Origin of the sequence: Entomohabitans teleogrylli, from assembly GCF_001484765.1 — a bacterium.
GTDB classification, from domain to species: Bacteria; Pseudomonadota; Gammaproteobacteria; order Enterobacterales; family Enterobacteriaceae; genus Entomohabitans; species Entomohabitans teleogrylli.
The window spans coordinates 213,938-233,818 of sequence record NZ_KQ947376.1; the positions used below are offsets into that span (position 1 = coordinate 213,938).

15 protein-coding genes, 3 tRNA genes and 2 pseudogenes are annotated in these 19,881 nt (G+C 56.2%); 4 read left to right on the top strand and 16 right to left on the bottom strand.

From position 1 onward, the window contains the following. Positions 1 to 87 precede the first annotated feature (87 nt). Together AQ981_RS01005 and AQ981_RS01010 are read right to left on the bottom strand one after the other, a co-directional pair. Positions 88 to 1,703, bottom strand: a pseudogene (locus AQ981_RS01005) (ABC1 kinase family protein). A 93-nt stretch (positions 1,704 to 1,796) separates the two neighbouring features. Beyond that, entirely contained in the window at positions 1,797 to 2,135 is a 339-nt protein-coding gene (locus tag AQ981_RS01010) for a RamA family antibiotic efflux transcriptional regulator (protein ID WP_058909891.1), read from the bottom strand. 382 nt (positions 2,136 to 2,517) lie between these two features. Here AQ981_RS01010 and AQ981_RS01015 point away from each other — a divergent pair, with 382 nt between their 5' ends. Continuing rightward, the gene (locus AQ981_RS01015; protein ID WP_058909892.1) at positions 2,518 to 3,105 is read left to right on the top strand and encodes a TetR/AcrR family transcriptional regulator; all 588 of its coding nucleotides are present in this window, start codon (positions 2,518 to 2,520) and stop codon (positions 3,103 to 3,105) included. A gap of 35 nt (positions 3,106 to 3,140) precedes the next feature. Here AQ981_RS01015 and AQ981_RS01020 read toward each other — a convergent pair whose 3' ends face one another. Beyond that, the gene (locus AQ981_RS01020; RefSeq protein WP_058909893.1) at positions 3,141 to 4,181 is read right to left on the bottom strand and encodes an oxidoreductase; all 1,041 of its coding nucleotides are present in this window, start codon (positions 4,179 to 4,181) and stop codon (positions 3,141 to 3,143) included. A gap of 287 nt (positions 4,182 to 4,468) precedes the next feature. Between AQ981_RS01020 and AQ981_RS01025 the strand changes: the two genes are divergently transcribed. Beyond that, positions 4,469 to 5,437, top strand: a complete 969-nt coding sequence (locus AQ981_RS01025; RefSeq protein ID WP_058909894.1) for an AEC family transporter — start codon at positions 4,469 to 4,471, stop codon at positions 5,435 to 5,437. Between the two features lie 33 nt (positions 5,438 to 5,470). Here AQ981_RS01025 and lhgO read toward each other — a convergent pair whose 3' ends face one another. The 5 genes and pseudogenes from lhgO to AQ981_RS01050 form a co-directional block, all read right to left on the bottom strand. Next, positions 5,471 to 6,655: an L-2-hydroxyglutarate oxidase gene (gene lhgO, locus AQ981_RS01030; RefSeq protein ID WP_058909895.1), complete on the bottom strand. Its 1,185-nt coding sequence runs from the start codon at positions 6,653 to 6,655 to the stop codon at positions 5,471 to 5,473. 2 nt (positions 6,656 to 6,657) lie between these two features. Continuing rightward, positions 6,658 to 7,371, bottom strand: a complete 714-nt coding sequence (locus tag AQ981_RS01035; RefSeq protein ID WP_058909896.1) for a FadR/GntR family transcriptional regulator — start codon at positions 7,369 to 7,371, stop codon at positions 6,658 to 6,660. Further along, positions 7,368 to 9,326: a TRAP transporter permease gene (locus AQ981_RS01040; RefSeq protein ID WP_058909897.1), complete on the bottom strand. Its 1,959-nt coding sequence runs from the start codon at positions 9,324 to 9,326 to the stop codon at positions 7,368 to 7,370. The genes AQ981_RS01035 and AQ981_RS01040 overlap by 4 nt, the downstream gene beginning before the upstream one ends. 4 nt (positions 9,327 to 9,330) lie before the next feature. Beyond that, positions 9,331 to 10,380 carry a TAXI family TRAP transporter solute-binding subunit gene (locus tag AQ981_RS01045; protein ID WP_058909898.1) on the bottom strand — a complete coding sequence of 350 codons (1,050 nt, stop codon included), beginning with the start codon at positions 10,378 to 10,380 and terminating at the stop codon, positions 9,331 to 9,333. 228 nt (positions 10,381 to 10,608) lie between these two features. Then, positions 10,609 to 10,995, bottom strand: a pseudogene (locus AQ981_RS01050) (LysR substrate-binding domain-containing protein); the annotation flags it as partial. 265 nt (positions 10,996 to 11,260) lie between these two features. On the opposite strand from AQ981_RS01050, the gene AQ981_RS01055 reads away from it, so the two are divergent. Continuing rightward, positions 11,261 to 11,578: a helix-turn-helix domain-containing protein gene (locus tag AQ981_RS01055; RefSeq protein ID WP_420809733.1), complete on the top strand. Its 318-nt coding sequence runs from the start codon at positions 11,261 to 11,263 to the stop codon at positions 11,576 to 11,578. Positions 11,579 to 11,781: 203 nt separating this feature from the next. Here AQ981_RS01055 and AQ981_RS01060 read toward each other — a convergent pair whose 3' ends face one another. The 6 genes from AQ981_RS01060 to mdtK form a co-directional block, all read right to left on the bottom strand. Beyond that, a complete protein-coding gene (locus AQ981_RS01060) occupies positions 11,782 to 12,927 on the bottom strand; it encodes a porin (protein ID WP_058909901.1) in 1,146 nt (381 codons plus the stop codon). A 250-nt stretch (positions 12,928 to 13,177) separates the two neighbouring features. Continuing rightward, positions 13,178 to 13,882, bottom strand: a complete 705-nt coding sequence (locus AQ981_RS01065; RefSeq protein WP_058909902.1) for a heavy metal response regulator transcription factor — start codon at positions 13,880 to 13,882, stop codon at positions 13,178 to 13,180. Positions 13,883 to 14,226: 344 nt separating this feature from the next. After that, positions 14,227 to 14,303: transfer RNA gene (locus AQ981_RS01070), tRNA-Val, on the bottom strand. A 4-nt stretch (positions 14,304 to 14,307) separates the two neighbouring features. After that, positions 14,308 to 14,384: transfer RNA gene (locus AQ981_RS01075), tRNA-Val, on the bottom strand. Between the two features lie 4 nt (positions 14,385 to 14,388). Further along, positions 14,389 to 14,465: transfer RNA gene (locus tag AQ981_RS01080), tRNA-Val, on the bottom strand. Positions 14,466 to 14,779: 314 nt separating this feature from the next. Then, the gene (gene mdtK / locus AQ981_RS01085; RefSeq protein WP_058909903.1) at positions 14,780 to 16,153 is read right to left on the bottom strand and encodes an MdtK family multidrug efflux MATE transporter; all 1,374 of its coding nucleotides are present in this window, start codon (positions 16,151 to 16,153) and stop codon (positions 14,780 to 14,782) included. Positions 16,154 to 16,388: 235 nt separating this feature from the next. On the opposite strand from mdtK, the gene AQ981_RS01090 reads away from it, so the two are divergent. After that, complete coding sequence (locus AQ981_RS01090) at positions 16,389 to 17,039, top strand: riboflavin synthase (RefSeq protein ID WP_058909904.1); 651 nt, start codon at positions 16,389 to 16,391, stop codon at positions 17,037 to 17,039. Between the two features lie 99 nt (positions 17,040 to 17,138). On the opposite strand, the gene cfa is transcribed toward AQ981_RS01090, so the two are convergent. Together cfa and punC are read right to left on the bottom strand one after the other, a co-directional pair. Beyond that, complete coding sequence (gene cfa / locus AQ981_RS01095) at positions 17,139 to 18,287, bottom strand: cyclopropane fatty acyl phospholipid synthase (protein WP_058909905.1); 1,149 nt, start codon at positions 18,285 to 18,287, stop codon at positions 17,139 to 17,141. 298 nt (positions 18,288 to 18,585) lie between these two features. Then, on the bottom strand, positions 18,586 to 19,782 hold the full coding sequence (gene punC, locus AQ981_RS01100; RefSeq protein WP_058909906.1) for a purine nucleoside transporter PunC: 1,197 nt from the start codon (positions 19,780 to 19,782) through the stop codon (positions 18,586 to 18,588). Between the last annotated feature and the right edge of the window lie 99 nt (positions 19,783 to 19,881).

The following is a 19,881-nucleotide window of genomic DNA, read 5'->3' on the forward strand; positions in this document are numbered from 1 at the left end:
GGCAAACCGTCATCTCCCTCCTGTCTGGCAAATCGTCTGTTGTTATTTCGCGTCCCTGGTCGCTCGCGCGGGCTTTTCGGCAATAGTCTATTTACCGCGTAGCCGCCATAGCAGCCAGCCGGCGCCAAAGAAAAAGCAGCCGGCGCCGAGCAGCGGAAACAGAGGGATCCCCAGTATCCGGACATCGCTGTTCATCAGCCACGGCGCCAGCGCCAGGGCAAAGGCGGCAGTGACGATAGCGATCGCCAGGGTGGCGGCCGCGCTTTCCAGCGATTTACCCAGCTTGTCCAGATTAGTGAGCGCGATATCGGCCTGGAGCCTGCCGTGGCGCAGGCGCCGCAATATCAGGCGTAGCGTCTGGGGCAGGGACTGACTGCTGTCCAGCACCTGACTGCCCAGTTGCATCAGGCGGCGTCTGCTGGCGTAGTCGGTGTAACGCCTGGCGACCTGCGCCTGAATCAACGGTTTGAGGGTGGCGACAATGTCAAACTGGCGATCGAGGCGTTTCAGTACCCCATCGGCGGTGATGAGCGCTTTAAACAGCAGCATTCGCGCGCGGTGGCCAGCATATCGGTGAGCGCTTTACCGAGCTGCAGGGGCACGCTGCCCTGGCGATCGAGAAAATAGCTGGCCGCCAGTTCCAGTTCTGTAACCGATAATTCGCCCGGTTCGCACCAGGCGATTAGCGCATTGACGATCCCGCCGGCATCGCGCTCGCTCAGGGCGTGCAGCAGCGACAGCAATTCGTTACGCCGGGTTTCGCTAAGATGGCCGACCATACCAAAATCAATGAATCCCACCCGGTTGCCGGGCAACGCCATCACATTTCCGGGGTGCGGATCGCCATGATATAAGCGATGCTCGATCACCATTTTGAGAAATGCCGCCGCGCCGCGTTGGGCGAGCAGGGCGCCGTCAAAACCGGCGTCGGCTAACTGTTGAGGATTATGCGGGGTGGTGCCGGGAAGATATTCCTGAACCAGTAGCGTCGGCGTGGTCCACTGCCAGTAAATTCGCGGGATCGCTATTTCATCCGCATCACGAAACTGTTCGCGTATCCGCTCGCCGTTGGCCGCTTCATAACAAAAATCCAGTTCCTGACTGAGGGCGGTGTCAAGATGCAGCACCAGTTGCTGTGGGCGAAAGCGCGCCAGTTCGGGGCTTTGCTGTTCGATAGTTTCCGCCAGAAAGCGCAGCAGCCGCAGATCGGCGCGCAGGGTTTTTTCCAGCTCCGGACGCTGGATTTTCACCACCACTTCCTGGCCGCCGTGCAGGCGCGCGCGGTGGATTTGCGCGATAGAGGCGCTGGCCAGCGGCTGTTGGTCAAACCAGGCGAAAACCGTTTCCGGCGCAGCTCCCAGCGCCTGGTGAACATGGGGTTCCAGTACATGCCACGGCAGCGGGCGGGCGCTGCTGTGCAACTGGCTGAGCGCATCGGTCCACGCCGGTTCCAGCAGGTCGCTGCGGGTGGCCAGTATCTGGCCCAGCTTTATAAATGTCGGGCCCGCCTCTTCCAGCGCGGCGCACAGGCGTTCGGGCAGGGGGCGGGTATCGTCTGGCTGCGTGTGGCCGGAAATCTTGCCGATTAACCCGCTCAGTCCGAGCAGGCGCACGACATCCTGGAGTCCATAGCGGATCAGAATGGCGGAGATCTCCGCCAGTCGCGCCCGGTCCCGGGCGGTGGCCAGAATCATTTTTAGCAAGTGGGCTATCCTTTGTTTAACGCCGGTTATCACTATGATAACCCGGCGCGGTAAACGTTTAATACCTCTTCAGAATAGCATTCAGCGCACGCTCTATATCACCGCGGCGCAGGACTTGCGATACATGCCCGGCGGTTGCAGGAAGGTTTTGGAAAACAGGCGGGTAAAGGTTTGTTGGGAATCAAACCCGTATCTGATGCAGATTTCAAACACCGGCTCATTGGTGTCGCGCAGATCCCGGGCGGCGAGCGTCAGCTTACGTTCGCGAATATAGCGGGCGAGATTTTGCCCGGTGTATTTCAGGAACATACGCTGCAGATGCCAGCGCGAATACCCGGCATGGCGCGACACGTCTTCAATACGCAACGGCTTGTCGAGATTTTTGTCAATCCAGACCAGCAGAGTTTCGATAACCTGAGCAGGTATATCCATAATGTTTCTCCCTTCGGAACAAAGTACCGACGCCCGAAACAGGGCGCTAAAACTGTGGCCGCCAGTGGCGGAAAAGGGTGATCCTTAAAACTGCGCGTCATCGCCACGACCCTGTTGCGATGGCGCTCTATGAGCGCGAGTACCAGAGTGTTGCTTCTGATTGGTCCTGCTGTATCCGTTATACTTCAGGCGGCAGGGCGTGGATTGTGTCCCCGCAACTTGAATTATTCAGAGCGCACACTCATAATGAGTGAGTAGGCACTCATTATAGATGCGATGAATCTGTCGTCAAGCACAATTACGCATCACCGCGCCGCTTATTGCAGCCAGGCGGCTGGCATGTTTCAATCACGCATCATTTTGTCTGAGAGGGGGATATTGAGTGGCTCGACCGAGGAGTGAGGATAAAAAAATGGCGTTGCTGGAAGCGGCGATCGGCGCGGTGGCTCGTTCCGGCGTCGTGGCCTCTACGGCACAGATAGCGCGCCAGGCCGGTGTGGCGGAAGGTACGCTGTTTCGCTATTACTCAACCAAAGATGAGTTACTCAATGAAGTATTTTTTCATCTCAAGCAGGGGCTGTGCCGGGCAATGATGGCTAATATGCCGCGCGATGTGGACATGAAATCCCGCACCCGCCAGGTGTGGAACAGCCTTATCGACTGGGGGCTGGCGAACCCGGTTTATCACCAGGCGATGCGCCAGTTGGCGGTTTCCGACAAGATCACTGTGGAAACGCACCAGCGCTGCGAAGAACTCTACCCGGAGCTACATGAACTGTCCCGGCACTGTATCAGTGACGAGTTTCTGCGGCCGGAAAACCGCCTGTTCGGCGATGCGATTTTCTTCAGCCTGGCGGAAACCACTATGGAGTTTGCCAGCGGGCACCCGGAACAGTCTGAATCGTTCAAAAGCATTGGCTTTGAGGCGATATGGCGGGCACTTTCTGAATCAAGCGACGCAGGGCAATGATACCCCGCGCCCGGTTCACTGCGCCCCGGGGCCGCTCAGGCAACCGGCAGGGTGCTCTGGCGGCGGGCTGATTCGATGCCCAATTCAATCAGACGCATCACATTGATAGCCTGGCTGGCGGGAACCGGATTCTCGCCGGTGCCGCGCACCGCGGCGCCAATCGCCGCATAGTAAGCCGGGTAGTTGCCAGGCTGCGTTGCCTGCGGTTGCTCGCGAAGCCCCTCGCCGCCGGCCAGGGTCAGGACGCCGTGGCGAGTATCTTCTCCCCAGGCCGCTTCGCCGGGGCGCTGCCCCTGTTTCAGACACTCTTCCTGGGGATCGAGCCCGTATTTCACATAGCTGCCTTTCCGCCCGTGCACCACGTAGCGCGGGGACTCGGCGGCCGCCAGTACGGTACCGTGTAGCACCACCCGACGCTCGGGCCAGGAGAGAATAGCGTGGAAATAGTCGGTGGCCTGGGCCCCCGGGCGTAACTGCGCCAGATCGGCAGTAATGGCGGTCGGCATACCGAACAACACCAGCGCCTGATCGATCAGATGCGGCGCCAGATCGTACCAGATACCGCTACCGGCGCCGCCCTGTTCGCGCCAGCGCTGGCGGATTTCCGGGCGCCAGCGGTCAAAATGGGACTCCAGATACACCACCTCGCCGAGGGTGTCCTGCTCCACCAGCCCGCGCAGGGTCAGGAAATCGCTGTCCCAGCGGCGGTTATGAAATACCGACAGAATCAACTGACGCTGCTGAGCCAGCGCTTCCAGCTCCCGGGCTTCGGCGAGGGTAACGGTGAAAGGCTTGTCCACCACCACGTGTTTACCGGCCTCCAGCGCCGCTTTCGCCAGCGGGAAATGGGTATCGTTCGGGGTGGGGATAACAATCAAATCCAGCGTCGGATCGTTGATTAAATCCTGCGGGTCTGCCTGCACCCGGACTTGCGGCCAGTCGACGGCGACTTTATCCGCATTACTACTGGAAATCGCCGCCAGCTCCATCTGCGGCGTGGCGTTGATAAGCGGCGCGTGAAAAGTTTTACTGGCATAGCCATAGCCCAGCAGGCCGACGCGAACGGGAGCAGTCATGTGATTTCCTCGTGAGTTAGAGTGTTCTGGCATACAACCCTTTGCGCCAGAAACTAAAATGTAATCGATTACTTTTTAAATTGCTATCTTTAAACCTGGCGAGCGGCCATGCGGCGCGCAGAGGGCGTACGGCCGTAAGCGGCAGTCTGCCCCGGATCATCGCGTCGAGTACCAAAGTCACATCAGGCGAACGCCCAGGGCGCTTTGTCCAGTCAACCCACTGACGGCGCAGCGGGAATCCCCTATACTGCCTGGTCAGTTGGCGTCAGAAGGAAGCGAGTTGGATAATGGAGACAGTGAGTTTTTTCGGGCAACTTTCCCACCAGGTGGTGCTGTCGTCACCGCTATTTATTCTGATAGCCACCGGCTATGGACTGGGGCGCTTCGCCGGCTGGCCGGCCTCGGTCAATGAGGGGCTGAACCGCTTCTGTTTTACCGTGGCGTTGCCGTGCATGCTGTTTAAGGTGATGAGCCAGTTTTACCAGAGCCCGGCGGTGGATGTGCGTCTGCTGGTCGCCTATTTTGGCGGCTGCTTTGTGGTTTATCTGGTGGGGAGGCTGCTGGCGAAATATACCTTCCGCCTGGCGCCGGTCTCCGCGCCGGTGTTCGCCCTTGGCGGCATCTTCTCCAACAATGTAATGCTCGGCATTCCGGTGGCGACGATTTTGCTCGGCACCGCGGCGCTGCCCTCGGTGGCGCTGGTGTTGGTGTTTAACAGCCTGATCCTCTGGACGCTGGTGACGGTGTCGGTGGAGTGGGCGCGCAATGGCAGCCTGTCGGTGTCCGGGATCCTCGCCACCCTGGCCAGCGTACTGCGCAATCCGATTATTATCGGTATTTTTACCGGCTTTGCCTGGAGTCTGTTGCAGCGCCCGCTGCCGGTGATTATTGATACTCCGGTGTCGATGCTCGGCCAGGTCTCGGCGCCGCTCTCGCTGGTGACGCTCGGAATGAGTCTGTCGCGCTATAAAATCAAGCAGGGGCTGCGGGAAAGCTACACTATCTGCGCGCTGAAATTGCTGCTGCTGCCGCTGGTTATCTGGGGGATCGCGCTGCTGGTGAATCTGCCGGTGCAGGAGAGCCTGGTGGTGGTACTGCTGGGATCGATGGCGGTCGGCGTCAATGTTTACCTGATGGCGCAGAAATTTAATGTGATGCAGGGGGAAACCGCCACCGCGATGCTGATCACCACGGTACTGTCGACGGTGACCACGCCGCTGCTGATGCTGGCGATGAATGGATTTTACGGCGCTTAGCGGACGGCGGAATAGCCGCCCGCTGGCGGGCCGTCATGTCAGCCACGAGGCGACAATTTCGCGGCCAATTTCCAGAGAGGCGGTGGCCGCCGGGGAAGGCGCGTTACAGACGTGCAGCGAGCGTCGTCCTTTGACGATATGAAAATCATCCACCAGTTTGCCGTCGATGGTCAGCGCCTGGGCGCGCACTCCCGCGGGACCCGGGTGGATATCGCGCTCTTCCAGCGCCGGAATCAACTGGCGGGCGCTCTCCACAAAACGTTTTTTGCTCCATGAGCGCTGCATCTCCGCCATGCCTTCGCCAAAATAGCTGCGGGCGATCTTCCAGAATCCCGGCCAACTGAGCACATCCAGCGTATCACGCAGACTGATATCCGATTTTTTATAGCCTTCACGGCGCAGCGCCAGCACCGCGTTAGGGCCTACGTCGCGTTTACCGTTATACATGCGCGTAAAATGTACCCCAAGGAACGGAAAGTCCGGATTAGGGACCGGGTAGATCAGGTGGTTGACCAGGTGGTTGCGGGAGCTGTCCATCACATAATATTCGCCGCGAAACGGGATAATACGCATATCCACCGGGTAGCCGGCCATGCGGGCAATACGGTCGCAGAACAGACCCGCGCAGTTGATTAACCAGCGCGCTTCGAAGCGCCCTTCAGTGGTGGTTACCCGCACCGACTGGCCCTGTTCCTCAATGGCGGTCACCGCGTGGCCGTAGCGGATATCGCTGCCGCGTTCGGTAATCAGCCGCGCCAGGGTGCTGGCGATTTCCCGGTAGTTGACGATACCGGCATCTGGCACCAGCAGCCCGGCGACGCCATTGACGTAAGGTTCGCGGGCTTTCAGTTGCTCTTCGGTGAGTCGGCTGACCTGCAGGCCGTTCTCCAGCCCGCGCTGGTAGAGCTTTTCCAGCTCCGGCAGCTCTTCCGGGCGGGTCGCCACAATGGCTTTGCCGCAGCGATCGTGGAACAGCCCGTGCTGCCGGCAGAAGTCATAAATCGCCGTATTGCCTTTCTTAGCCAGTCGCGCCTTCAGGCTTCCGGGTTTGTAGTAGATACCGGAATGCACCACATTGCTGTTGCGTCCGGTCTGATGGATGGCAGGGGCAGTTTCCTTTTCGATAATTAATATACGCACATCAGGATTTTGCTCCTGTAGCGCATTGGCGACGCCCAGTCCAACAATGCCGGCGCCGATAATCAGGTAGTCATACATAGTCAGTGTTTCCTGGCGTTTTGATGTTTGAGTTTCCGTTTCACATTGCTCAGATGGCGCAGCATCTCCAGTCCCGCCAACTGCGCATCACCTTCTCTGATGGCATGATAAATTTGCTCATGTTCCTGAATAACCCGCTGGCGTTCGCTATCGTTGCCAAGGTTGTGCTGCAGGGAGTAGATCAGCGCGCCAAGATACAGCTCGTGCATATTGTCGAGGATTTGCAGCAAAAACGGGTTATGGCTGGCCAGCATAATGGCGCGATGGAACTGGTAGTCTTCCTCGTGGCCGATCAGCTGTTTTTTCCCGGCGGTGCGTTTAAACGCCGCCAGCGCCTGCTCAATAATCTGCAGGTCAGCGTCGCTGCGCCGCGTGGCGGCCAGACTGGCCGCCTCTTTTTCGAGGATTTCGCGCATTTCCAGCAGGGCATTGACCTCATCAGCGCTGGCTATCTCCATTTTCAGCGGTGAGTATTCGGTCAGCAGCGAGTGGTTTTCCACGGTGTGACCGCCTCCCTGACGCGACGAGACGATCCCGCTGATTTCCAGCATCCCCAACGCTTCACGCACCGGTACCCGACTGACGCCAAAAGCGTCAGCCAGTTCGTTTTCCGAGGGCAGCTTGCTGCCCACCGGATAGGTGCCGTCATGGATCTTCTCCTTAAGCTGATCGAGTATCTGATGCGACGCTTTATGACGGGTTACTTTTTTTATCACTCCAGTTCACCTTGTGTCAGAGGGGGGGCGGCAGCCTGTTTTTTACGCCGGGCGAGGTGGCTGAGGGCGGCGACGCCGATCAAAGCCAGCCCGCTGATATCGGTATACAGACCGGGTTTAATCAGCAGCAGCGCGGCGCTAATCAACAGCAGGTTTTCCAGCCAGTTGGTCCGAATGCTCCAGAACTGGCTGGTGGCGGCGGACAGGGCGTAGATACCCACCAGGGCGCTGCCAATCATATGGATAACCGAAATAACGTTGATATCAGCGCCCTGCATTAACAGCATCGGGTTGTAGACCAGTATAAAGGGGATCACGAACCCGGGCAGCGCCAGCTTGACGGCGGTCCACGAGGTTTTCATCGGGTCGGAGCGGGCGATACTGGCGGCGGTATAGCTGGCCAGCGCCACTGGCGGGGTGATATTGGACAGCGCGCCGAACCAGAAGACGAAGAAGTGGGCCGCCAGCGGGTTGACGCCTGCCTGAATCAGGATCGGCGAAGCGGTCACCGCCACCACGATATACAGCGCCGTCGAGGGCAGTCCCATACTCAGAACGATGCACACCAGCATCACCACCAGCAGAATCAGCCACAGGGTGCCGCCGGTCAGGGCTACGATATTAAAGGCGAGGGTGGAGCCGATACCGGTCATGGTCACCACACAGATAATAACGCCAATCGCCGCACAGGCCAGCGTGACCTGAATCGCGCCGCGCGCCGCTTCATTCAGGGCCCAGGCGATTTTCTTCGGCGTCATGCGCACCGAGGTATCCAGTGACAGCCAACTGGCGACAATAATCGAAATAATCCCGAGAAAGCCAGCGTAAATCGGCGTACGTCCCATCAGCAGGGTGGCGATCACAATCACCAGCGGCAGCAGCAGCAGCCCGCGCTGTTTGAGGATCGCTTTCACCTGGGGAATATTCTCTTTACTGATCCCTTTAAGCCCCTGCTTTTTGGCTTCAAAGTCGATGGCGATGATCAACGCGGCGTAGTAAAGCAGCGCCGGAATGATCGCCGCGATCACAATGGTGCTGTACGAGATACCGAGGAACCCGGCCATAATGAACGCCGCCGCGCCCATGATTGGCGGCATGATCATCCCGCCGGTGGAGGCGGTGGCTTCAACAGCGCCGGCGAAGCGCGGCGTCAGGCCAATGGAGGTCATCAGCGGGATGGTGAAGGTGCCGGTAGTGGCGACATTGGCCACCGCGCTGCCGCTCAGCGAGCCGGTTAACGCCGAGGAGATCACCGCGACCTGCGCCGGGCCGCCGCGGCGCCGTCCGGCTACCGCCATCGCCAGATCGTTAAACAGCAGAGTGGCGCCGCTGACGCTCAGGAAGGCGCCGAACAGAATAAACACCACAATTGCCGTCGAGGCGGTAGACAGCGTAATACCAAAGATCCCTTCGCTGGTCATAAACAGTCGGTACAGCAGGCGTTCGGCGGAAAAACCGGCGTGGCCGAAAATCCCGGGGAAATACTGCCCGAACATGGCATAGATAATCGCAAATGTCGCAAGCCCGGGGATAAAGTAGCCGGTGGTGCGGCGCGCGCCTTCAAACAGCACCGCGATGCCGATGGCGGCCATCACATAATCGGTAGTGTCGGGAATGCTTTTGCGCACGACGTGCAGGTCATAGTAGTAGAGGTAAAAATAGCCGTAAGCCACCAGCGTCAGGGCAATGAACAGATAATCCCAGACGTTAAACGTCGGGGTGGCGTGGCGTTTCGAAAATGGAAACAGAATGAACCCGAGACACAGGATACCTATCAGAAAAATGGTATTACGGTAGAACTCCTGGGAGTTAGACAGAGCGTTGGACCAGATGGCGTACAGCGAAATGGCAATCGCCAGCACCATGGTGATTTTCAGGTAAATGCCGGTCAGTTCGCGGCTGCCGGATCCGGCTTCTTTATCCAGATCCTGGGCGGAAACAGAGTGAGTGCTCATGATGTTATCCTCGCTGTGCGGTGGTGGTGTCCGCCAGAGTTTTGGCTTCCGGCGGCGTTAGCTCATCGGGAATGGCGATACCGACTTCACGGTAGTAGCGCCAGGCGCCGATGTGCAGCGGCACCCCTACGCCCTTGAGGGCATTTTCCAGGGAGATGTATTTCGCCGAACTGTGAACGCCATGGACCGCATCGAGATTTTCAAACATGGCTTTGGTCAGGGTGTAGACGGTCTTTTCATCGAGAAAGCGGGTGGTAGTGAGAATGTTTGGCTGAGCGATGGTATTGACCGCTTGTTTCTGGTTTGGATAGGTATCCGGGGCGATCACGAAGCGAAACCATGAGTTGGCCACCTCGTTGATGGCTTCCAGTTGTTCGTCGGTCACGTCGAGCAGCCGGGCGCGGACGCCGCTGGCGTACATGTCGGTCACCGCGGAGGCGGGAACCCCGGCAGGGAGCGCGCCGCCGTCGAGACGTCCGTCGCGCATGGCGGAAATCGTGTCGCCGTAACCGAGGTATTCCGGATCGATGTTCTTTTTGCTGAGTTGTACGCCCTGCAGAATGATCATCGTGGATTGTTCGGTGCCGCTGGCCTGCGGTCCCACCGAATAACGGGTGGCGCCGATATCGCTGAGGTTGCCGCTGTTTAATTTGTTGTCCATCAGCACAAAGTGTTCGACGTTGGGCCACAGCATGGAAATGCTGCGTAAATCCTTATACGGTCGCCCCGCAAAATTGCGTACGCCTTCCCAGGCCTCGACCGCCATCAGGCTTTGCAGGATAGATAACTGGGCTTCGTTCTTTTGCATCAAATCGATGTTTTCGATCGAACCGGCGGATGACTGACCGGTCACGTGCACGTCTTGTTCCTTCAGGGCGTTACTCCATACGTTGGCGAGTCCGACGCCGATAGGGTAGTAAGTGCCGCCCGTTGATGCGGTAGCGACCGAGAGAAAGGTTTTTCCCTCATTAGCGTTTTTACCGACAACGGCCAGCGTGACGACCAGCGCGATGCCGAGGATACCGCCGAGCAACTTGAATCTTTTGCTGTTCATTGTGTGCAGCCTCTCCAGGGGTGATGTTGTTATATATAGGGCTCAGATGACAAGCCCAACTTGTATACAACATGACAATATGCACACCTAGCCGGTTGTGTTTAAAATGTGATCATGTATGAATAAATTGATATTGAAATGTTAAATGTTGGTGTTTGCGCAAACCCCGATAGTCGGTTGCGGCTATCGCTGTGGTTTTTTTGAGTACTAACGCGCGGTGGCGAAGAATTAACGGCCCACCGGTGCCGGCATATCGGCGCGACACTGGGATCTCAGCCATTCACTGAAGGCCCGAAAGCGCGGGCGGGCGAGGTTCTCTTTCGGGCAAATCAGGTCATAGCCGAACGGCGAAGCGACCGTTTGATCGCCAATGGCCACCAGTTTGCCGGCGGCGCTCAGCCGATCCGCAGAGGTCAGCCGGTGCTGCTGCTGGTAAGCCTCAGAGCAGACCGGCTGCAGGGTTTCCGCCATCAGACGCTCCTGATGCAAATCGGGGTAGCGCGCCGCGCCGTAGTAGATGGCCAGATCCACGCGCTCTTCATTAAAATCCACCGTGCAGGCGCGCACCCGAAACTGCAAATTAAGGCCCGGCCACTGGGCCTGAAAATCCGCCAGAGTTCCTAAAGGCTGAAGAGGTGATGAGCGTCACGACGGCGAAGCACAGCCCGCAGCAGATTCATCCTGCCTTCTGCCCGCCGGCAATGATGACAAAGAAGCACGCTGGCTGTCAGCTGTCTGTCAGCCAGCGCAGGTATAGTCGTTATTGTTGAACTCAATACGTCTGCTGGCGACAGGCAGTTTTCTGCGCGGGCAGCGGTGATACCAGGTGGAGAGGGGCAATGACGCTAAGTGGTAAGGTATGCTGAAATCAAAAAGCGTGATGGAGGAGATTACCCACTGGATAGATAGCAATCTTGATAAACCGCTGCGCATCGAAGATGTGGCGATACGCGCCGGCTATTCGAAATGGCATCTACAGCGTATTTTTACCCAGGTGATGAATATCAGTCTCGGGCAGTACATTCGGGATAAGAAACTGCTTCAGGCGGCAAAGGACCTGGTTGAAACTAATGAAAGTATAATTATCATATGTGATAAATATGGATTTGATTCACAGCAATCTTTTACGCGCGCATTTTCGCAAAAATATCATCAACCCCCACTGCGTTATCGAATGTCCCGACGCAGACAAAAATAATCTGTGGCTATCGCTGGTTAATTTCTTTACAGAGCGCCAGAATACGCCTTCGTTCATTTACTGAACGCGATAACCTGACAGGGCAGGGTTATGGATATTTTATTCCGCCGCTTTATATTGCTCTGCGCCGCCTGGTAATGATAATTATCAGGCGGCACAGGCTGTGCTGAGTATTCAGCCGTAGACTATTTCATTTCTTTCAATCAGAAGTCGTAACGCAGACGCACCAGATTCATATCGCCGAGATTGTCGGTACTGGAGGTAAATACGTGCTCATAATCGACGCGCAAACCATAGTCCAGCTTAACGCTAATCCCAACACCATTATCGATGCGCTGGTAGTTGCGGCCATTAATATAGTCCAGATGATCCCCCATAAAGTAGGTCTGGATGGATTTGATCGCATATTGGTCAATCGGAAAAGTATAACCGGCAAAGTATTCAATACCCCAGGCATCATCAGCAAAGTAATTAAATACATCGGCTCTTCTGGTGGTAAGGAAATTCTGGTACCAGCCGCCGCTGAAAGCAAAGGTCCAGTTATCCGGCATCCATGTCATGGCGGTACCCAGCAGGTTCTGATTATAGGTTTTATTGCCGGCGCCTGACGGATCGCGCATTTCGCCCCGGGTGTAGTTCCACGCCGCGCCCCAGTCGAGATCGTCAGTGAGGCGATAATTAATCCCCAGCGAACTGCCGCCTTTACGTTTATAACGTAGACCGTTGCCCGGTAAATATTCGGAATCTGCAAATAAGTAGGCGGCATAAAGATCAATATCCGCGACGGTTTTCTGGTATTTCAACATATTACGCGAGCGGTAAGAACCATCGTAGTCACCGTGGATACCGTTGCCCGGCGCCTGGGCGACCATTCCATAGTCCCAGATGTCGGTCTTCACGCCGACCACATCATAATAGATACTGTTTTGCTGACCGAAGGTTAACGTACCCCATGTATCACTTTTCAGGCCAGTATATAACATGCGTCGTGAGGTATTATTCGCCCCTTCGGCATAGTGATTTTCCCAGTCAAACAGCGCCGGAATATTAACCCCGAGTTCGTAATAGCTAATCCAGCTGATATCATCAAACAGATAATAATCGGCGGCGAAGCGGAAACGGGTACCGCCGTCAAAACCGTTACGCCGAAAGGAACCGTTATCGCTGTCGCCAGTCATATTATTGAATTGCGGGCGAATACTTCCACCAACGGTAAAACTCAGACGACTCAATGGATCGCCAGCCTGTGGATTTTGTTCCAGTAGAGTTATTTCTGCCCGGGATGTTAATGACGTCAATACCAGCGTCACGCCGGATAAAATAGCCGGTGTTGTTATTTTATATGCCATGCCTGCTCCTTGATGAATAATGAATACCTGTTTTCGTTTTCGATATTAACTGGATTCGGTCAGGCTGTGTTGACGATTTTTTAATAATTTGTGCCGTTGATAAATAAGTAAATGATCTGATATCGACGTCAGGCGATAATTAATTTCGCGAAATTTATAATGAGTGATTTTTATCATTTATGGAATTAATGATTTCAATTCGTCAGAAGGATAATTATCGATTCTGGCGCACCAGAACGGCTGAGTCAGGTTAATACATCTCCATGTTCCGGTCCGGCTCATCGCGCAGTTCCAGCACATAACCCATTCCTCTTACGGTATGGAGCAGTTTGACCGCAAAAGGAGTATCTACCTTCGATCGCAGGCGTTTAATCGCCACCTCAACGACATTGGCATCGCTGGCGAAATTCATATCCCAGACCCGTTCGGCAATCATCATTTTTGACAATATCTGCCCCTGATATCTGACCAGCAGGCTGAGGAGCGCAAATTCTTTCTGGGTTAATTCGATACGGACCCCGCTGCGGATAACTTTTCGGGATAACAGGTCTAACTGCAGATCGTGTAACTGGAACAGGGAGATGCCCTGGCGGTCTATGGAGCGACGGCGGAGAAGCGCCTGCAGGCGCGCGCTGAGTTCAATCAGTGAGAAGGGCTTGGTAAGATAGTCGTCGGCGCCCAGCTGTAGCCCTTTAACTTTTTCATCCAGACTGTCTCTGGCGGACAGGATGAGTACCGGGGTTTGTTTTGTTCTTCTCAGCGTATCAAGGATTTGAAAACCGTCGAGAAGGGGGAGCGTAACATCAAGAATAATGGCGTCGTAGTCGTATTCTGTCGCCAGATATAAACCTTCGCGTCCGTCATTCGCGACATCGATGGTGTATCCCTGTTCTTTGAGCGCCAGGGTGATATACAAAGAGGCGGTTTCCTCATCTTCCACTAACAGCAGTTTCATCAACTTTCCTTCTACAGCAGGTGATATTTTCCTTACTACTGTATACGTGGCGGCTGTCAGTAATTTGACTGTTTGCTGATAAGCGTGTCAGTAAGCCTGGTGAATCTGTAATACCCGGAATGGATAGTCCGCTGGCGCGGTTATTTCGCTTTTGCAGGATATCGCTGACGGGCCATCATTTCCGGCGAGCATGGGAAGTAACTACAATTGCTACAGGGATGGAGTCACGTAACTGGAACAGGGACTGAAGCAGCGCCAGCGACAAGCGGATTAGAACTATCCACAGGGCAAACGTAAGAAGGAAAAGAGAAGAAATGCGTTAACGCGCGGAACCAGCAAAAATCTGGTGCGTCCGAATGGACTCGAACCATCGACCCCCACCATGTCAAGGTGGTGCTCTAACCAACTGAGCTACGGACGCAAAATGGTGCGTTTAATTGGACTCGAACCAACGACCCCCACCATGTCAAGGTGGTGCTCTAACCAACTGAGCTATAAACGCAAAATGGTGCGTTCAATTGGACTCGAACCAACGACCCCCACCATGTCAAGGTGGTGCTCTAACCAACTGAGCTATGAACGCAACGGCTGTCCAGGACAGCGGGGACGAATATTAGCGGCACTACCGGCCCCTGGCAAGGGGTAAACGGCAAATTTCTTCCATTAATCACGCGATTGCTGCGCATCTGCGCAGACCGGTGAAAAAAACGCCGCTGGCGGCGCAGCGGCGCCGGATGATGAGCAATCTCATCTCACTGGCGAACGGGCAGATATTACCCGATAACGCACACGGAAAATCAATATCGTGATTTTGGGCGGGTAACTACCCGGGGGAAAATGCGTTTTTTCCTCCCGGGTTCACCGTCTGACGCCGCTGATGACGCAGTGGCGCATCGGTTAACGCGCGGCGCGCTGTAGAATCCAGCCGGAAGGCTGTTTTTGCAGCCAGCGCATCCGCGCCATCATCAGGATTGCCGCCGATGTCAGGCCGATGATAAAGCCAATCCAGAACCCCGCCGGACCCATACGCGGCGCCACCAGATCGGTCAACGCCAGCACATATCCACTCGGTAGCCCGAGGATCCAGTAGGCGATAAAGGTGATAAAGAAAATAGAACGAGTATCTTTATAACCGCGCAGAATACCGCTGCCGATCACCTGGATAGAGTCGGAAATCTGGTACACCGCCGCCAGCAGCATCAACTGGGTCGCCAGCGTGATAACTTCGGGATTGTCGTTGTACAACAGGGCGATTGGTTCACGGAACAAAATCGTGAACAGCGCCGTCAGGCAGGCCATGGAAACGCCCACCCCGAGGCCGGTCCACGCCGAGGTTTGCGCGTTGAGCGTCGAACCTTCGCCCAGCCGGAACCCGACCCGAATGGTTACCGCAGCGCTGAGCGACATCGGCAGCACGAACATCAGAGAACTGAAATTGAGGGCGATCTGGTGGCCCGCTACGTCGACAATCCCCAGCGGGGAAACCAGCAGCGCCACCACGGCGAACAGCGTGACCTCAAAGAACAGCGCCAGAGCGATCGGCAACCCCAACTGGACCAGGCGCAGCATCACCGCGCTGTCTGGTTTGCCGAAATGTCCGGGATTGCGAATGTCGCGCATCGAGCGGGCGCGTTTGATCCAGTAAAGCATTGCCGCGAACATCACCCAGTAGACCGCGGCGGTGGCCACGCCGCAGCCAACGCCCCCCAGTTCCGGCATGCCGAAATGGCCATAAATAAAGATATAGTTGACCGGAATGTTCACCAGCAAGCCGATAAATCCAATCACCATACCGGGCTTGGTTTTCGCCAGCCCCTCGCACTGGTTACGGGCAACCTGGAAAAACAGATATCCCGGCGCGCCCCACAGCAGGGCGCGCAGGTAGCCGACCGCTTTATCGGCGAGGGCGGGGTCGATATTGTGCATGGCGCGGATAATGTAGCCGGCGTTCCACAACACCACCATCACCATGAGCGAGACGATAGCCGCCAGCCAGAACCCCTGACGCACCTGATGGGCGATCCTGTCGCGGCGGCCGGAGCCGTTTAACTGCGCGATAACCGGGGTCAGGGCCAGCAGCAGTCCATGGCCAAAGAGAATCGCCGGCAGCCAGATAGAGGTACCAATCGCCACCGCGGCCATGTCGGTCGCGCTATAGCCTCCGGCCATCACGGTATCGACGAAACCCATTGCCGTTTGCGCAACCTGGGCAAGGATGACCGGGATAGCCAGAGCCAATAGCTGACGCGCTTCGATAACATACTTCTGCACGTGTACACCTTTGATTGTTGTTATAAGAGAGATAAAAAAACCGCCTCAATGGGCAGCGAAAAGAAATAACGGGGGAAGTTGCCTGAGTATTGTAGCGAGACTTAACTATTACGCCAGCAAAATAACCACGGATCTGTGGCGCAGCCGGCGCGCAACAGTTTTTTCCGGTATCTATTGCCGCGTACGGCGGGTAAAATCTCTGCTTATCGTCTTTAGCGCAAGCCAGGAGTTTGACATGTTTACCGGTATTGTTCAGGGAACGGCCAAAGTGCTGTCCATTGAGGAAAAACCTAATTTTCGCACCCACGTGGTGGCGCTACCCGACGCGCTGCTTCCCGGGCTGGAAACGGGCGCATCGGTGGCGCATAACGGCTGCTGTCTGACGGTAACCCATATTGACGGCAACAACGTCAGTTTTGATTTAATGAAAGAGACGCTGCGTATTACCAATCTTGGCGATATTAAGCCCGGCGACGTGGTGAATGTTGAAAGGGCGGCTAAGTTCAGCGATGAAATTGGCGGCCATCTGATGTCAGGCCATATTATGACCACCGCGGAAGTGGTCAAAATACTGACTACCGAAAACAACCGCCAAATCTGGTTTAAGCTTCAGGACCCGACCCTGATGAAGTATATCCTTTATAAAGGGTTTATCGGCATTGACGGTATTAGCCTGACCGTGGGAGAGGTGACGGCGACGCGTTTTTGTGTCTATCTGATCCCCGAAACTCTGCAGCGCACCACGCTGGGCAATAAGCGGCTGGGGCAGCGGGTCAATATTGAAATCGATCCTCAGACCCAGGCGGTAGTGGACACCGTAGAACGGGTGCTGGCTTCCCGGGATGGGGGGCATCAGGCGGTAGTGGACGCCGGACACAAAGCCTGAAATTTTCGCGGCGCCAGTCCGGCGCCGCACGCTTTTCTCGTTGGTCTGAAATAAAAAACCCGCCGACGCAGGGCGGGATTTTTCAGGGGAGCGGCGCCCTCAGCGCGGCACGCGCAGGCCGTTTTCGATACCGCGGCTAAACACCACCTGCCAGAGCTGAATATCGCGCGCCCGAAAAGCGCCAGCGCAGGCGTTCAGGTAGTAGCTGAACATCCGCTTAAAGCGTTCGGAATAGTTGTCGGCGATCTCCGGCCATGCGGCGAGGAAGCGTTCGTACCAGGCCATTAGCGTTTTGTCGTAGTCAGCCCCAAAATTGTGCCAGTCCTCCATGACAAAGTGTGGTTCGCTGGCGTTGGCGATTTGCCGTACCGAAGGCAGGCAGCCATTGGGGAAAATGTATTTACCCACCCACGGATCGACATTGTTGTCGGTTTTTTTCGAACCAATAGTGTGTAGCAGGAAAATACCATCGGGCTTCAGGTTGCTTTCCACCACATCAAAGTAGGTGGCGTAGTTTTTCGGACCGACGTGCTCAAACATGCCGACCGAGACAATACGATCGTACTGCTGTTGCAGATCGCGATAGTCCTGTAGCAGGATAGTGACATCCAGCCCCGCGCAGCGGGCACAGGCCATTTTTTGTTGCTCGGCGGAGATGGTGACGCCATGCACGCTCACCCCGTAGCGGCGGGCGGCGAATTCCGCCAGACCTCCCCAGCCGCAGCCAATGTCGAGCAGCGTCATGCCCGGTTTGAGTTGCAGTTTTTCGCAGATCATGGTCAGCTTGGCCTGTTGGGCATCCGCCAGGTTATCGGCCTCTTTCCAGTAAGCGCAGGAGTACTGCATATACGGATCCAGCATCCGGCTGAACAGGTCATTACCGAGATCGTAATGTTCTTTGCCGACAATCCACGCGCGCTTGCGCGATTGCAGGTTGAACAGACGCGCGCACAGGATACGCAGGGTGTCTTTCAGGTGGTGGGGGAGACGTTTTTCGAGGCCGGCGCGCAGGACTTTGTTGAAGAATATATCGAGTCGTTCACACTCCCACCAGCCGTCCATATAACTTTCGCCCAGCCCCAGCGAACCTTCCTGAAGCACCCGTTTAAAAAAATTCGGGTTGTTAACCTGGATATCCCCGGGGGCGGGGCCGTTGATTTCAATCCCCGCGTGGCTGAGCATTTCGCTAACGATACGGTACCATTCATTGTCCCGTACGCTTATTTCTTCTATACACGATGAACTCATAGTTTCTCCATCACCTTGTTGTGATCAGAACCTCCACCAAGCGTAGACGCTAACCGGAAGTTATGAGAAATCTCACGGAAAATCCGCGTGCACGAAAAGATACGTAGAACAGAGAAAGGGGATTCTCCCTTGCAAGAGAGCCATCCATTGCTAAAACGGGAGCGGCGTCCGGCTCCCGAAAGTAAGTTTTATGTAAAACTTGTTATGGAATGCTTAAAAAGTATATGCCTGTCACATAAGTGATTCAACAGAAAATTGTTAGTGCGCTAATCATATGGCGGGCTGATAATTCACCGGATTACCCCTGGTCCCGGGCCGCGACTTCATCATGCCGGGATGCGGTACCAGCGGCGCCTTTCATTCGGTAACCGATCCATGCCAGCGCCACCGTAATCACCATCACGCTGGTCGTCCCCTGCAGCGGTACCGTCACCAGAGACGAAACCGCGATACTGGCGATAAAGCACAGTCCCAGTTGAAGGGTGTTCTGCAACGCCGCGGCGCGTCCGGCGGCCTGCGGGAAGGGCAGCAGCGCCGCGGCGACCGCGATCGGGTAAATCGCCCCGTTAGCCATGGCCATCACGCAGAAGGGGATCAGTAACAGCGTCAGCGATGTATGCTCCGGGATGCCCGCCGCCCAGGTCGCCAGTACGCTTACCGAGAACAGTGCCAGCAGCCAGGGCAGCATCTGCTCGCCGCGCCATTTTTGTAGCGCCGCCCGGCAGCCATAGCCGCCAATCAGAAAGGCGATGGTCTGCGGCACATAGCTCAGGCCGATAGCCCCCGGTCCGTATCCCATGGCGCTGAGGATGAAGGGCGATCCGGTAAGCCAGGCGAAAAAGCTGGCGGAACAGGCGGCATAGATCAGCACATTGCCGCGAAAACCCGGCGTTGCCAGCAGTGTGCGGAAACGCAGTGTATCGTCGCCCTGGGGCGTTTTTCTGGCGGCGGGCTTGAGAAACAGCGCCGGCACCATTAACAGCAGGGTAATCGCAAACAGGACGGCAAAAATGCCCTGCCAGGCGAAGTGGTTGAGGATCCAACTGCCCAGCAGCGGCGCCAGCGCCGGAGAGAGACCTACCAGCGGCATGATCGTGGCGAAAACCCGGTTTACCCGGTTAGCCGGGTAGTAGTCGGTCACCAGCGCCTGCCAGATAGCCGCCGCCGAACAGACGCCCACGGCCTGAATAAAGCGCAGTACCAGCAGGCTGGTGGCGGTTTCCACCCACAGCATACCCAGGCTGCTCGCGGCAAAGATGGCCAGCCCGATCAGCAGCACTGATCGACGGCCATAGTGATCGGACAGCGGCCCCCAGATCAGCTGCGCAATGGCAAAACCGGCCAGGAACAGACTCAGGCTGGCGCTCACTGCCGAAGCCTGAGTCTCCAGATCCTGTTGAATCACGGCAAACGCTGGAAGATACATATCGGTAGCCAGAAACCCCAGCACGCTGAGGCCTGCCAGCCAAATCATAAAGCCTTTCGATGGTTGCATAGCACGAACAATCCTGATTGTGAATAGTTTGCAGGTAAACGCCGGGCAGTCTAAAGGGTGAATTTCGGCTTGTGAAACGCTAATATTTGCCGGGTGTAT

Coding starts and splice junctions, on each gene's coding strand:
- lhgO (WP_058909895.1), bottom strand. CDS start 6,655: ATGTATGACTACCTGATTATCGGCGCCGGCATTGTTGGACTGGGCGTC.
- cfa (WP_058909905.1), bottom strand. CDS start 18,287: ATGAGTTCATCGTGTATAGAAGAAATAAGCGTACGGGACAATGAATGG.
- AQ981_RS01045 (WP_058909898.1), bottom strand. CDS start 10,380: ATGAACAGCAAAAGATTCAAGTTGCTCGGCGGTATCCTCGGCATCGCG.
- AQ981_RS01040 (WP_058909897.1), bottom strand. CDS start 9,326: ATGAGCACTCACTCTGTTTCCGCCCAGGATCTGGATAAAGAAGCCGGA.
- AQ981_RS01010 (WP_058909891.1), bottom strand. CDS start 2,135: ATGGATATACCTGCTCAGGTTATCGAAACTCTGCTGGTCTGGATTGAC.
- AQ981_RS01090 (WP_058909904.1), top strand. CDS start 16,389: ATGTTTACCGGTATTGTTCAGGGAACGGCCAAAGTGCTGTCCATTGAG.
- AQ981_RS01060 (WP_058909901.1), bottom strand. CDS start 12,927: ATGGCATATAAAATAACAACACCGGCTATTTTATCCGGCGTGACGCTG.
- AQ981_RS01065 (WP_058909902.1), bottom strand. CDS start 13,882: ATGAAACTGCTGTTAGTGGAAGATGAGGAAACCGCCTCTTTGTATATC.
- punC (WP_058909906.1), bottom strand. CDS start 19,782: ATGCAACCATCGAAAGGCTTTATGATTTGGCTGGCAGGCCTCAGCGTG.
- AQ981_RS01020 (WP_058909893.1), bottom strand. CDS start 4,181: ATGACTGCTCCCGTTCGCGTCGGCCTGCTGGGCTATGGCTATGCCAGT.
- AQ981_RS01055 (WP_420809733.1), top strand. CDS start 11,261: ATGGAGGAGATTACCCACTGGATAGATAGCAATCTTGATAAACCGCTG.
- AQ981_RS01025 (WP_058909894.1), top strand. CDS start 4,469: ATGGAGACAGTGAGTTTTTTCGGGCAACTTTCCCACCAGGTGGTGCTG.